Below are 14,385 nucleotides of genomic sequence, written 5' to 3' on the forward strand. Positions count from 1 at the left end.
TCTAGTTGAAAATGTTATTTTACTCATGTTGTCCTCTTTTCCCCATATCTTGAAACTTAAGTATATAAAAAAATACCTGTAGTTTAAACACTCTTTTTCAAGTGTCCTAACTACAGGTACCATTTTACAAAGGAGGTTTTACTATTTTTAATACAATTAGTTGATACCCTTCCTTTGTAAAATAATTATGAAATTCATGTTGATTTTTAAATCTAGCTAATGTTTTGATTTCATCAATACTTATATTAGTCCTGAAAGTGATTTTTTCACCGTTTTCTAATTCATATTTATACCTCTTGATTAAACACACCCCCTAACTAACAATTGTTACTGGTTCAATAATTAAACTTCTAATACAGAGATACCTTCATTTTCGCACGGATTAACGTACTTTTAGAAATTCCAGTCATATTTTCAACTTGTTTTTACGAATTAGTTTCTAACAGTTTTAAAGCATGGTTTATTTGTTCCTTACCATACTTATTTGGCCTACCTTCTTTAAAAGTCATCACGTTGCTTAGCAAAAGCCTTGCCTTCCTGAGTACGTTCTACAATCATATCGCGTTCAAACTCAGCAAAAGCACTCATTATATTGAATATTAGCCTTCCGGTAGGTGTTATCCTCAACCAATCCCATATTTAGTACATGGACTTTTACACCTTTTTCAAATAGTTTCTGTACTGTTTCAATGGCATGTGTTGTACTTCTAGCAAACCTATCCAACTTAGTTACAATAAATGTATCCCCAGGCTCTAATACTTCTATAAGTGCTTGAAACTGAAGTCCTCTCTTTTATAGTTCCAGTAAATTTCTCTGAAAAAAATTTCATCGCAGCCTGCTTCTTTCAGTGCGTTTATCTGTGCTTCTAAATCTTGTGATACTTGCATTACCGTATTTAGCCATTAAGTTTTTTCAATCTCCTTTTTAAACCACCACTTATGAAACTAAGTTATGACACCCTTTAATACCTTGATACTACAACACCGCCAATTTGGTATCAATACTTTTAAGTTTTGATACTTAAGTGTAGTGACATAAAACTTCGGTGTTCATTTGAATACGTACACAATTTTTAAATCGAATCTTAATGTTTATTTTACGGTTTAGGTTTTCCCAAACATAGTTTTCACGATCTATGTCATATTCACGCAACAATACTAATGCAGATTGGGGAAAATTCTCAAGTCGTCTCTGAACGATTTGGGCATAGCCGAGTTGGTATTACACTGGACTTGTACTCACATGTAAGTGATGACTTACATGAACTTGCACAGAGAAATTTAGGGAAACATTATTCAAGAGGAGAAACACTCCATCACTTCAAGAAAATAAATGTACAGGATTAGTACAATGGCAATAAGTGCTTATTCAAAGAAAGGAAAATCACAATAAATAAAAAAAGCCAAAAACCCTTGATAAACCAAGGATTAAGACTCTCAACATAAGATGATTCTCCGTTTGGGCTCAAACCAACGGCCTCCACCCTGCCAAGAGCGTTTGCGGATGGTTCGTTTAAGGTCAGGGAGTTTTATGTGTTATTTAAATATATCATAATCAAAGTCTGATACAATAGGATTAACTTTGCTTAACCACATATTAAATCTTAACAAGGCCAAGCGAGGTATTATTTACAGGAATGATAAATATCGGAAGTATAAAAAGGCGAGAACATATATGCGCCAATATGACTTGGGAGGTCATTGAACTTTATTCGTTCCCACCTTTAACATAATATAACAAAATATTCACACAAAAGGAAGTTTTTGTCGAAGAAATTGTAAAAGTTAATTTCCTAATCTATTTTCGAATGAAGATACGAACATTATGAATGAAAAAGATTATGAAAGAAAAATGTTAAACAACAATCCGTTTTTTGTGCGATTCTAGTACCTAATGCGTCAGCTTTTTAGTATCACTTACTTTTAATACATTCACCTCAGCTATGTATTTCATAGTTTCTTTTTCTACATGCTAATATTTGACTTTACAGATTCAAGATGATCATAAGCTTTAAAGGACTACCCAATTATTTTTTATAGCAGTTAACACAATGTTCGTTCGGTCTGAAACATTCATTTTTTTCATGATGGCACTAACATAATTTTTTACGGTCTTTTCGGAAATATAAAGAAAGTTTGCAATCTGCTCATTTTTATAACCTTTGGCAAGTAGTTCTATCACTTCCCATTCTCTGTGTGAGAATACTCCATCTGGCTTTTCAGGTTGATTCATTTGGGCATAATAACCTAACAAAATTTGAGAGAGAGACTGGTCAATATAGCTTTTACCATCCAAAACTGATGAGATTGCAAAGAGTAATTCTTCTTTATTTATCCCGTTATAAAAATAGCCATCCAATTTCAACTTAAATAAAACAGGTAAATCTGCTTGATTTATAGTTGGGATCCATACAATAACTTTCTTGTTTCGTTTTATATATAAATCTATCAGAGAGTGTATGTTTAGCTTCGTATCTATATCAATAATAATTAAATCAGTAGAATTTGCTTCTTCTACTAATTTTCCATAGTCATTGGAACTGTAAGCTTCGATTTCATATCTACAAAAATGTTCTTGTAGTATTTTTATAACTCCCTCTCTTAATAAAGAAGGCTCTTTAACAACTGCTATTTTCACGTTTCTCACCTCTACTAAAAATAATGGAAGATTATTTAGTACTTAGACTTATAATAAATCCAAAATATCACTTATCTTACTCCATGCTTGAATAAATCATCTAATTATTGACCTGGATAAAATTGCTCATGTTTTCATATGCTACTTTAAGGTTACTGATACAATATTCGCGAAAGTTATTACTACATATAAAATCATACGTAATGTCTTTTTTTAATCTTAAATAAATATTTTCTAACTTTTTATCAACAGACAAATTATCTGAATACTCGTTTGAAATAGCATTAGCTATTTCTTTTTCAAAATACTCAACAGTTCCAAATAACACAGTCAAAATAAATCTCTCCTCTTAAAAAAATTCATGGAATAATTTACACAATCCTACTATTTATTTCATTTATAGGTAATGGTTTGTCAAAAAAATAGCCTTGCCCTTCTTCACATTCGAATTCTTTAAGTATCGCAAGTTGACTTTTCGTCTCAATTCCTTCTGCCAGAACTTTTAAATTCAAATTTTTTCCTAATTGTATAATTGTTCTCAAAATTTCTTCATCGCGTTTGTCCGTGTCAATATTTTTAAGGAAGGATTTATCAATCTTGATAATATCCATTGGAAAATGTTTCAGATAATTTAGAGAAGAGTATATTGTACCAAAATCATCTAAGGCAATTTGAACGCCTATAGATTTTAATTTTTTTAATTGTTCTACAGTAAAATCTACATTTTCTACTAATGTACTTTCCGTAACTTCCAATACCAGGCTATTTGGATTAATTCCTGATTCACTGATTATATCCTGAACCATTTCGGTTAAACCTTCTTGACGAAACTGTATACTTGAGAGGTTAATAGACAATCGTGTTTGAAATCGTTTAGGTGTCAAGAGACCCAATTGTTTACATGCTGTTCGAAGTACCAACTCGCCGATCGGAATAATTAGCCCTGTTTCTTCTGCAACTTTAATAAATTTGTTTGGGGTTAATAATCCAAAGCGTGGATGCTGCCACCGAATAAGTCCCTCTAGACCAACTATTTGATTGTTATACAATTCAATTTGAGGTTGATAATAAATCTCAAATTCATTTCTATGTATTGCTTGACGAAGATCTTTTTCAATCATTAATTTTTCTGTTAAATCATAATTAATAGAAGGTGTATAAAAGACAAAAGTATTTTTTCCTTGACTTTTTGCCTTTTTCATTGCAATTTCAGCATTTTTAACTAATGAATTAATATCAGAACCATCCGATGGATATCTACTAACCCCTATACTTGGAGTTACTACAAATTCATGTTGACCAAGTTTAAAAGGAGCAATTAATTCCTTTAATATTTTAGAAATAGCAGATTTTATCTTATTTTCTGATTGATAAGGAATAAGAGAAATGAATTTATCACTATTCCATCTCGCAATAGTACTATCGTCTAAAATATGAGATAGCATTGTCGCTATTTTCCTAAGTACATTATCACCAAATTCATACCCTCCTATGTTATTAATTACATTAAAATGATCAAGATCTAAGAACACTACAGCCAACTTACTGTGATCTGAACTTAATCTGTTCAATTGCTGTTTGGCTTTCTCTTTGAAGTTTGAAGCGTTAGGTAGTTCGGTAACAGAATCATATTGTCGAAATTGTTCTATCTGAAGTTCTGATTTTTTATAATCAATTACAATACCAGATAATCTAGAATAGACTTCAATCTTTTCCTTTTCTGAAGCATCGGGAACACGGTTTTCAGTTAAACAGATTTCAATTCTGCCCACTACTTTTTTTGTTGGCGTAAAAATCGGAATAGACCAACATGCTTCAAATCCAAAATTTAATAATACACTTTTATACTCTTCACATAAGGGACTTTTATTTATCTCAGATGCAATAATAGTTTCATCCAATAAATCTGCACGTTCTGATTGATTAATCGTAATATTACTAATTAATCGGATGAACTTTTCAGGTAGGTTCGGTCCGATGCCTTTGCAAGCAAATTCAATTTCACTATTTCGTAAATGAATGTAACACATAGAACCATGAATTTCTTGCTCTAATATGAAAACTAATTTCTCAAGTATATTAATTGTCGATGTGTTGTTAGCTAGTAATTCTAAAACTTCCTGGTTGTGGTACAACGTTTTTATATGTTGTTTTTCAAAATCTAGCCTTTTATTCATACTTTATCCCCCTTTTATTATTTACTTAGAATTGCACTGAAACTTTATAAAATCACTTGCATTGATTGCTCTGATTCATTTTTGAGTCATATGATTTTAAACCAGGCACTTACTTCAAATAGATTTATTAAACCTATAATAAAAAGTTAGCCACACATAAATATTTATCTCATTATCGTCTTAATTGTTTTTATTTAGGTTTATCTGGTTCAATCATGTATGTTGGATATTCAGTCAAATCTATTTCTTGGTCATTTGATAACATCTTCACAACAGGTCTATGTAAGTGTTTATTTAATTGCGTAACAATCGCTGGATATTTATCAATTAACACTTTCGTTCCTGGTGGATAAGTAGCAACCGATAAACAAAAAGCATTAACGACTCTGTGCGAGAATGACCTATCAGAGGTTGCCATAATAGCTTCCATTGCTTCATGAGGTGGGAGTTTTTCCTTGGTAATTAAATTATCGTATTTGTTAGACGCTCCACAAATTTGCGCGAATTCCAGAAACTCATTGTTTTTTATATGTCTAGGAACTCCCTCACCATTTATTGATTCATGATGTTGATAAGCAATATGTGCTGATACAAGACTAAACTGGTGAATATCGCGTAAGAAATTAAATCCAACTTCTGTATGTTGGTCGTTATCATCTGTTAAAGCCTTGCCAATATCATGCAATAAAGAACCAATAGCTAACTCTTTCATATTTAAATCGTTGTACCCTAACCTTTTTCCCGTTAACAATGACAGGAGAGTTACGTTAATTGCATGTGCATATGGCTGTAACTCGGTTGCGACTGTTCCAGATGGGATAAGTACAAATGTAGGACGTTGTTTTACCTCATCCAGTAATTTAGTTGCAATTTGAAAAATACTTCTTAAATCTAGTTTGTCTTTGTTTTTTACTTGTTCGTAAAATGATTTCATTACATCGATTGTATCTGTCCATGTTGGCATATCCAACATATCCTCTATACTAATCCCTTTTGATACTTCATCTTCAATAAATAAATATTTAATTCCTATGGCTTCTAATATTGGAGTGATTTTAGGATCAATCGTTCGACCAGCTGTAAGTAATATACGCTTTTGTGCATCATAAACAGGTTTTATTAACGTCATACTTTTATAATCATACTCTGATATCTCAATTAATCTCATTAATCTTCCCCCTTTTTTATAGGAAATCAATAACTACTTTTCATTAATAATTAACCTATCAAAAAAAATGGTCCAACCGAAAAAACGGTGGACCTGTATTAAAACAAACTGATGCTAAATCAGTAACAAAATAAACAGACATTTACCTACCAATTTCGGTAACTGCTATCCATAGTCAATTGAATTTCAAGGATAACTTCGCGCTCTTACTAATTCTTTTCATAATGATTATTAATAATAACTAATATATAAACATATGCTAGTATAGGTCCCAATCACCTTTCACTACTATTTTTATTCGATATAAGGAGTGACCTTGCTACATTTGACCTGTTAGTTAAAATAAGGAGTGGAAATCAAACTTACAACTTAAATTTGTACATATTATTAAACATCTCACTAGAAATATTAGATAATTCATCAGATTGATATTGTAAAGAATTTAATAAATCCGATAACGTTATGGTAATATCTGTTGCTGATGCTGATTTATTACTAGATAATTCTTTAATACGATTTATTTCAGAAAGGATACCCTCAAAATCCGTCTTGTTAGGTAAAGAACTAAGTTTTTCCTCTAAACTATCTAAGAAGTCTAAGATTTCATAATTGTCTTCTCTCGCCTTAGAAGTTAATTCAACCGACAACTCATACACTTTCTCAACAGATTCATCAGCATCCGTCTTTAGAGCTAAAGAAAGGTTTTGTATGTTTTCCGCCTCTTTAGTTGTATCCTTCAAAACCTGATTTAAAGTATTAGTCATTCGATTAGTACTGTGAGAAAGATCTGCCAACTCGTCTTTTCCTTCAATTTTACTTTGAGTGGAGAAATCACCAGACTCTAGATTCTTGATTTGAGAGATTATCACTTGAATCTTCTTATAAATATCGCCAAAGAATCGTGTGGATAGAATGAATAACGCCAATAATGATATCACACTGAATATAAGTAAGATTAATGCCATATTCTTTAATGGTGCACTCAAATGATTATAATCTAATCCTACATAAATAACTTTTCCATCTTCAGTGGGAATGAACATTTTATAATATGTCTCGTCTCCCACATCCTCAATATAAGAGGTCCTTTTGGGATTTTCGGCTAAGTTAACTAACGTTTTCTCATCTTTTTCTGTCTCTGAACCAAATTCCCCATATACAACTTTCTCCCAAAGTTCAGTCTTAATTTCCAATAAAGACGGATCAGCAAATACTTGTGGATCTAATACTGCAATCTCCTCTACATTTTCATTTGATTCGTAAACAGTTTCAATCCACGCATTTGGTCCAACTTCCTGAGTAAAATGATAAACCTCATTTGCTTCAAAATAAGGATTTATAATATAATCCTTGTCATCCCCAACATAATAGCCATATTTAAAAAAAGTAGGTGTTTCATTATGCGAACCAGAAGGTGCAGTAGGAAGTACAAATGTATTTTCATCAGCGTATGTCTCATAGGTTACTTTTAGTTCATTACCATGTAGTAAATCATACATAATCCTGTAACCATGTGAGTTTTCCCCTAGAACCTCCTTAAAATTAAACCCAATATCACTTGATGCAGTTGACTTCACTCCTACTATATCACCGTCTTCTTGCTCATCTAAAAGGGATATACCGGCAATATCAAATTTTTCCTTAAGTACTTTCAGTTCTTCATTTGTTATTTCTTCTATGGGTTTATCACCTAATCGATCGCTAATATGTTGTGCAATTAACTTTAGTTTTAGATCCAGCTGATGTTCAATCGCTGTAGATGCTTCTTGAGTCTGAGTGAGACCTTGCTCAATACTTTTGCTAACCTTAAATGCTTCTACCGATACATCAGAATCAATTTTTCCACTTAAATAAATGTACTGAATGGCACCTAATAAACTTAATATGACTAACAGAACGATAAGCAACCTAGTTACAAACTGCTTTTTTAACGTACTACTTTTTTGTTCCATTGACTCTTGCATTTAATTATTCCCCCTCTCTAACAAAGACTTCAACTTTATTTTATCTACCTTACCTTGGGTTAATGGAAATTCTTCTACAAATACTATTTGATCTGGAATTTTAAAAGATGCAACTCGGCCTGAGCAATAAGAGCGGATATCCTTAGAATTTAGTCCATCTGCGATGACAAACGCTACCACCTGCTCGCCATATATATCATGAGGTAAACCAACTACTGCCACACTCATTATCCCCTTAATACTACTTAATATTTGCTCTACCTCACTAGAAACAACTTGTTGGCCTCCCTTTTTAATTACATCCTTTTTTCTTCCTACTAGTTTAAATGTTTTATAACCTGTAAACTCTACTAAATCTCCCATTTTGAACCAACCGTCTTTAAAAGCTTCACTCGTTATATTAGGATTATTATAGTATTCGGTAAATAAACCTCTTGTTTTCACCAACAACTCATTATCAACAGTTTTATACTCTATTTCATTTGCTATCGTAAACTCTAATTCTTCTGAGTTTTCATTAAGACAAACGTTTGCAAGAGAACCTGACTCGGAACTTCCATAATGTGATATAAATGTACATTTTTTCATTAATGGAAAATTGCTCTTGAAATTTGCAGGTATTTTCTCACCTATAACACAAACTAATTCCAACTTTTTTAACACTTCCGGTTTTAATCGACTTGCAAAATTATATAATGCTTTAAATATGGACGGCGTTGTAGTAAATTTATTACAGTTTGATTTCTCCATTGTATCTATGATTTTCACTAGATCGAAATCATTAGAAACAACTAGAGTTGCTCCAAATTTCAACATAGAGTTCATCGCAACCACACCATAAAGTGTACTAGGTGATGCGTAAACAAAAACATTGTCCGCAGGTTTAATATTCATTGCCTCTAATACCTTTTTACTCCCGTAATCAAATACACTATCCTTAAACACTATACCCTTAGGTGTTCCTGTGCTTCCTGAAGTAAAAGTAATGAAACCACCTAAGTCAGACTGTAATTTCTTAGAACTACCCTTAAAGGTGTTTAATTCCCAATCCACACCATTTTTAGACGTGACTACTGTAGTCTCACTGTCCTTACTTTTTGCCCAATTTGTCACCGTTTCTGAAAATGCAAAACCATTATGTTCATCTACCGTAAGAACAATATGGGGATCTAAAAAATCTAAAACATTCAATAAATCATCTTGTCTGAATTGCCAACTCAAAGGTGAAACAGTACCTTTGAGTTTATTAGCTGCTAAAAATAAAGGTAAGAATTCCTTAAGACTAGGAATCAAAAGTGCTACCCTTTTTCCTTCTATATTAAGAGGGGTTAACATGGATTCATATCTAGAAACGGAATCCCTTAAATCACCTGCTGAGAAATAACCATCAGGAGATACTAAAGACAAAACATCTTTCTCTAGATTAGCTAATACTCTATTATAGAAGTTCATTCCGAGTTACCACCCTTCACAATATTAAACAAACCGCCTACTGTTCCTGTTTTGTCAGCATTTTCAATAAACAAACTAAATGGTACTTGGAAATGATCTGCCAAAGCTGTAGTTAAATTGACCATTTGTAGTGAATCAACGTCCAATTCATTTTTAAGGTTAGTTACTTCAGAGACTTCGACTTGCTCTCGCTCAAGTAAGTCAAACATTACTATACAAAAGTCGTTAAATGTCATAAATGTCTCCCCCCTTAAACCATTCGGCGGAACGGTGACGAATCTCACCTAATTTAAAGTTACAACAGTGACCTTCCTCATCATAAGTAATAAAGCGTTTTTCCGATGAAAACTGATCATATAGCTCTACTAATTCCTTGCCGTTTATTAATAAATCCTTACCTCCATGAAAAACTACAATGTCTTTGATTTCAGAAACGTCATCGAATGAAGGTAAATGCCCTTTTTCAAAATCTACCAACATATTACTCATACGTTCTCTAAAATAGTCAGGTAGTTTAATGTTGGTCGCATACTTAGGCGGCGGGCTTACTGTAACCACTTTTGATACATAAGGATGTCTACTTCCTTCAATTGCCCAAGCACCACCTGAACTTGTACCAAATAGGTTAATAGGTAAGTCTGAAAACTTGCTTGCTGCAAATTCGACTATCCCCTTTATGAAATCCTCCCAAGACTCTAGGTCTGCTTTATGTCCATTTACTAGTAATGTTTCCCCTTGACCTGTTCCATCAAAGCTCACCACTACATAACCTTCTTTTGCGAAGTCTTGCTCATATAGATGAAATTCCTCTTTGGTGGAGTCCGTTGGCATGACAAGAATTACAACGCCTAACTTCTCCCCTTTTGGAATACGTATACGTCCACCATATTTTTTCCCTTCGATTGTCAATGTATGGCGTGAAACCTTATCTTCTGATACATTATCAGCAAGATTAAATTGTTCTAAGCATCGGTTATACCATTCTAATCTATCTTGATTTGGTTCCGGGAATACCCATTGTGCAAGATTATAATAAATACCTGCTTTACCATAATGATACTCTGCTAGTTGAGCATCTCCTGACTTCTCAAAACCTTTTGCTAGATTTGAGTGCTCCATAGCTTTATTAGATAATATTTCCGTCCACCCTTTTACGTTAACCATCTTTGACTTGCTTGAGTTGATAAACGTTTCATCTACACCATGAGCTATCCAGCGATGCCAAAAACCATTATCCATGACACTGGCAAAAATGGTCTTATCTATAATCTCATTAGTTGGCATTTTTCTAAGTTTATTTTGTAACTTTTCCATTCTTCTTCCCCTTCATCTTTATCAAATTTATCGTTTGAACATCTGATTCTACTAAATTAGGATTTCTTTTATTCAAAAACATCGCTTCCTAATATTTCGGGAAGTTGAAGAATATCAAATACGTCAAACACTTCGTCCCTGACATGTGAAATCTTAACTTTTTTTCCGGACTCTTGTAACGTTTGCACTAAATTTATTAACAACCCAATACCAGAGGAATCAACAAATGGAATGGCTTCAAAATTCAACACAATGGTCTTATAACTCTCCAACAAAGGAGTTAAGTCACCCTCAATTATTTCTGTTCCTTCAATATCTAAATCTCCCTTAAGTTCAACTTCTATACGTTCGCCGTCTTCTCTCGTAATATATTCAAGCATTATTTTCGCTCCCTCACATTTCAAACTTCATACGTCCATCTTTATCTAGCTTAGCTTTTAGATCATAAGTTACTTCTTTTAATACATGCTTCACATTACCTATTTTTAAAACGGTATCTTCCAATGCCTTGGTGATATGAATACTCTGATCGTATGGGACTGAAATGATTGTTTTTGTCCCCATATCGGACCCTACCTCATTAATATTTACTCCCATTCTTCCATAAACCTCTCCACCACGCAGCACACCAGTAATCCTTAACTCACCGCCTGCATGAACCTTAGAGTTAATACTACCTTGTCCAATAATTGTAATGTCCCCACTACTATACAAATGACTATTCAAGGTATCGGAGACTGTAATATAAGAATCCGGTTCTATAGGAGTTTGACTAAATTCATACAATTCTTCCATTTGTTGAGAAAGTTGATGCAAGTGGGCAACCGTTGTCACTTGATTAGATAATGATAAAAAGATATTGGTGAGATGAACTGAAACTCTTCTCCAACTGTCACCTTCTAAATACTGTTCTCCCCCGTTAGTAACTCCCACATATTTTTTTATAAGTGGAACAAAGTCCTGGAACTTTTTTTCAAGAAGAATATGTATTAACGGTTGAATTCCATTACTAGCAAGATCATTTGATTTAAATGCAGTTGATTGTGTGATCTGATTAATAACAGCAATCATACTATCCAGTTTTTTCTTCATAATCCCTAATAAATGACCTAGTTCAGCAACTAACATATTATTTTTACCTGCAGATAATTCAGAACCTATGACATTCCCCTTCACGATAAGAGACTTTAAAGAAGTTAACGTTGCCGAATGGACGGACTTATGAACCACAATATCCCCACCAGCCTCTACTATCATCGTTTCCTCTATTTCACCTAATACTTCTACATCCCCATTAAAGTGAATATTTCCAGACGATAAATTAACAGGATCACGATGTACTAACTTTGGCATAATCGATGCACTCACCAACATACCTCGTTGTTCAATAACAGGCCGGCCCGATTCAGTTGCCACAATTTTATCATCGACTTGGGTTACACCTTTACCAATTTTTAAAGCGATAGGATGTGTTTGTTTTGCCGGTAATGGCTCATTCGTCACCGTTACCCCGGGATTTCCAGGAATCGGTGGATGAATAACCGCAACCACTTTCCCTTGATCCACTGTAGGAATCATCTTACTCTCTCTAAAATCAATTTCTCCTACCTCGTTTTCAATCAATCCGTTTTTCGTATCAACGTCTACTTTAAGCTCAATCTTACCGTTTTCTCCTGGGGTAGCCTTTTTCCCTTTTGCAATAACAAAAATACCGAGTTCAGTAGTTTCGATCGCTTTTAAAATTTCTGCTTGTTCAAATCCATACTTCACATGGAGTGATTCCATCTTTTTAAATATATCTTCATAAGATAATGTATTTACGATTTCTTTATGTTCTTCTGCAACTAATTTAATATGCTGCGCCGGTTGAACATCTTGAACAATACGGTTGATTTTGTATCCTGGTTCTATTTCAATAGTAACTTCTAATTTTTTCTGATCTATTGAAACTTTCCATTTCGTTTCTCGTTCATCATGATCACATTTAATTTTTATATGATCATTTTCTGAAACAATAATGGTACCTTGTTGGATTGCTTCGTCATTTTGGATAATATTAATATGTTTACCAATACTAACTGTTGGATATTGAGTTGGAGAATCTTTCACATAGAGTTGTCCATTTTCAACCCATACTTTTTCTTTTTGCACTTCTTCTTGTAATGAAATATCTACGTTATTAGTAGAGTGATATGAAGTCTGCTTCTCCAACTTTACATGCTCATCGGAATCCAATTCATTGTCAATTACCTCTTCTATTGATTGATGAGAATATTTATCTTTTGAATGACTACCATGTTGTTCACTTTCATTTCTTACCCTAGTTAATTTAACAATAGCTTCTTTTCCGCCAATCCCCATTAGGCCTCTAGTTTCCTGTTGTTGAATTTCTATACTTACTTCATTTTTTTTCAGTTCCATTAACTCTAGCCCTAATTTAATAGCCTCTTTTATATTCTTCCCTTTAGAAACGATGCTTTGCATGTAAACACGCCCCCTACGAATCAATGACCGGCATATTATAACTGGTTATATCAGAATGCTCTGAATTCACTTTTAGTAAAACCATTGTAATATCATCTCTTTGGGGTTCCCCATTCGTGAAATGATGAATAGATTTTATTACTTCATCCTGAATTGCATTTACGTTTTTTTCTCGATGAGTATCTAATGTTTCCATCAATCTATCCATTTGATACTGCTCACCACTTGAATTTTGCGCTTCTACAATACCGTCTGTATAAAAGAAAACAATATCATTATTTCCAAGTTCAATGGACCCTTCATTGTAGGTTTGGTTAGGAAGCCCTCCAACCATAACACCTGAAACATCATTTAAAGTAACAACTTCTTTATTTTTGTCATTGATGTATAAGGGAGCATTATGACCAGCATTTGCATACGTAAGGATTCCTGTATCTGGGTCCCAATCCGCACAAAACAAAGTTACAAATGAACGTAATTTACGTAAATCTTTATACAAAGCATGATTCATAGAAGTTAACGTTGCACCTGGACTTCTAGTACTTTCTGCCGCTGTTCGGAACGCACCTCTTGTCAATATCATCAGCATCGCTGCAGGAATCCCTTTTCCCATAACATCGCCAATGACAATACGTACCTTTCCATTAACTAATGGGTAAAAATCGTAATAATCTCCACCAATTAACCTTGCAGGAAGTGATGAGCCTACTACCTCACCTCCATCAATTTCAGGGGTATTACCATTTAGTAGAGTCGACTGTATATTTTTGGCTAGATTAATTTCTCTTTTTAATGTTTTACTTACACCACCGTCTTCTTGTTCACTTTTAACGTGATCATACTTGAGGTTATTGCGATACATTACTGTTCCCCCCCTTGTACGGCGTTTAGAATTGTATATACCCCAACCATCTCAAAAACTTCGTGTGCTAAATCATTCACACCAGTTAACTCAATTTTAAAATTCTTTTCCTGGGACATATGAATTGCATCTAGAATAGACCCTATCCCTGTCGAATCGATAAATTCTAGTTCACTAAAATCAATGATCAACTCGTCTATTTCTTTAATCTCTTCTAAATAAGGGTTGATTAAATTTGTAGTCGAAAAATCTAAAACGCCCCTAAGTTTTAAAATGCTAGTTAAGTCTTTTTGTTCTCTTTCAACAATTAATGACACTAAGATCGC

At 33.4% G+C, this 14,385-nt stretch carries 12 protein-coding genes and 1 pseudogene; all 13 read right to left on the reverse strand.

Annotation, left to right across the window (positions count from 1 at the left end; translation table 11 throughout):
- Positions 1 to 350 precede the first annotated feature (350 nt).
- The 13 genes and pseudogenes from FCI53_RS17935 to FCI53_RS18000 all read right to left on the reverse strand — a co-directional run bounded on the left by FCI53_RS17935 (position 351) and on the right by FCI53_RS18000 (position 14,376).
- Positions 351 to 888: pseudogene (locus FCI53_RS17935) on the reverse strand (recombinase family protein).
- Positions 889 to 2,011: 1,123 nt separating this feature from the next.
- Positions 2,012 to 2,638, reverse strand: coding sequence for a response regulator transcription factor (locus FCI53_RS17945; RefSeq protein WP_138420399.1), 627 nt, complete (start codon positions 2,636 to 2,638; stop codon positions 2,012 to 2,014).
- A 100-nt stretch (positions 2,639 to 2,738) separates the two neighbouring features.
- Positions 2,739 to 2,972: a hypothetical protein gene (locus FCI53_RS17950; protein WP_138420400.1), complete on the reverse strand. Its 234-nt coding sequence runs from the start codon at positions 2,970 to 2,972 to the stop codon at positions 2,739 to 2,741.
- 37 nt (positions 2,973 to 3,009) lie between these two features.
- The gene (locus FCI53_RS17955; protein ID WP_138420401.1) at positions 3,010 to 4,815 is read right to left on the reverse strand and encodes a sensor domain-containing phosphodiesterase; all 1,806 of its coding nucleotides are present in this window, start codon (positions 4,813 to 4,815) and stop codon (positions 3,010 to 3,012) included.
- Positions 4,816 to 5,005: 190 nt separating this feature from the next.
- The gene (locus FCI53_RS17960; RefSeq protein WP_138420402.1) at positions 5,006 to 5,983 is read right to left on the reverse strand and encodes an HD-GYP domain-containing protein; all 978 of its coding nucleotides are present in this window, start codon (positions 5,981 to 5,983) and stop codon (positions 5,006 to 5,008) included.
- A gap of 362 nt (positions 5,984 to 6,345) precedes the next feature.
- Entirely contained in the window at positions 6,346 to 7,947 is a 1,602-nt protein-coding gene (locus FCI53_RS17965) for a sensor histidine kinase (RefSeq protein WP_138420403.1), read from the reverse strand.
- Positions 7,948 to 9,399, reverse strand: coding sequence for a class I adenylate-forming enzyme family protein (locus FCI53_RS17970; RefSeq protein ID WP_138420404.1), 1,452 nt, complete (start codon positions 9,397 to 9,399; stop codon positions 7,948 to 7,950).
- Complete coding sequence (locus FCI53_RS17975) at positions 9,396 to 9,635, reverse strand: phosphopantetheine-binding protein (RefSeq protein WP_138420405.1); 240 nt, start codon at positions 9,633 to 9,635, stop codon at positions 9,396 to 9,398. The genes FCI53_RS17970 and FCI53_RS17975 overlap by 4 nt, the downstream gene beginning before the upstream one ends.
- Positions 9,625 to 10,713: an alpha/beta hydrolase gene (locus FCI53_RS17980; protein WP_138420406.1), complete on the reverse strand. Its 1,089-nt coding sequence runs from the start codon at positions 10,711 to 10,713 to the stop codon at positions 9,625 to 9,627. Before FCI53_RS17980 ends, FCI53_RS17975 begins: the two co-directional genes overlap by 11 nt.
- Positions 10,714 to 10,781: 68 nt before the next feature.
- Positions 10,782 to 11,093 carry an STAS domain-containing protein gene (locus FCI53_RS17985; protein WP_138420407.1) on the reverse strand — a complete coding sequence of 104 codons (312 nt, stop codon included), beginning with the start codon at positions 11,091 to 11,093 and terminating at the stop codon, positions 10,782 to 10,784.
- A gap of 13 nt (positions 11,094 to 11,106) precedes the next feature.
- On the reverse strand, positions 11,107 to 13,197 hold the full coding sequence (locus FCI53_RS17990) for a FapA family protein (protein WP_138420408.1): 2,091 nt from the start codon (positions 13,195 to 13,197) through the stop codon (positions 11,107 to 11,109).
- Between the two features lie 13 nt (positions 13,198 to 13,210).
- Complete coding sequence (locus FCI53_RS17995) at positions 13,211 to 14,059, reverse strand: PP2C family protein-serine/threonine phosphatase (protein WP_138420409.1); 849 nt, start codon at positions 14,057 to 14,059, stop codon at positions 13,211 to 13,213.
- A complete protein-coding gene (locus FCI53_RS18000; protein WP_138420410.1) occupies positions 14,059 to 14,376 on the reverse strand; it encodes an STAS domain-containing protein in 318 nt (105 codons plus the stop codon). The genes FCI53_RS17995 and FCI53_RS18000 overlap by 1 nt, the downstream gene beginning before the upstream one ends.
- Positions 14,377 to 14,385 lie beyond the last annotated feature (9 nt).

It is taken from the genome of Aquibacillus sediminis, from assembly GCF_005870085.1.
Taxonomy (GTDB): Bacteria; Bacillota; Bacilli; order Bacillales; family Amphibacillaceae; genus Aquibacillus_E; species Aquibacillus_E sediminis.

Excerpts from the sequence above, each read along its gene's own strand:
- FCI53_RS17955 (WP_138420401.1), bottom strand. The coding sequence starts at position 4,815 with ATGAATAAAAGGCTAGATTTTGAAAAACAACATATAAAAACGTTGTAC.
- FCI53_RS17965 (WP_138420403.1), bottom strand. The coding sequence starts at position 7,947 with ATGCAAGAGTCAATGGAACAAAAAAGTAGTACGTTAAAAAAGCAGTTT.
- FCI53_RS17975 (WP_138420405.1), bottom strand. The coding sequence starts at position 9,635 with ATGACATTTAACGACTTTTGTATAGTAATGTTTGACTTACTTGAGCGA.
- FCI53_RS17960 (WP_138420402.1), bottom strand. The coding sequence starts at position 5,983 with ATGAGATTAATTGAGATATCAGAGTATGATTATAAAAGTATGACGTTA.
- FCI53_RS17985 (WP_138420407.1), bottom strand. The coding sequence starts at position 11,093 with ATGCTTGAATATATTACGAGAGAAGACGGCGAACGTATAGAAGTTGAA.
- FCI53_RS17970 (WP_138420404.1), bottom strand. The coding sequence starts at position 9,399 with ATGAACTTCTATAATAGAGTATTAGCTAATCTAGAGAAAGATGTTTTG.
- FCI53_RS17990 (WP_138420408.1), bottom strand. The coding sequence starts at position 13,197 with ATGCAAAGCATCGTTTCTAAAGGGAAGAATATAAAAGAGGCTATTAAA.
- FCI53_RS17980 (WP_138420406.1), bottom strand. The coding sequence starts at position 10,713 with ATGGAAAAGTTACAAAATAAACTTAGAAAAATGCCAACTAATGAGATT.
- FCI53_RS17995 (WP_138420409.1), bottom strand. The coding sequence starts at position 14,059 with ATGTATCGCAATAACCTCAAGTATGATCACGTTAAAAGTGAACAAGAA.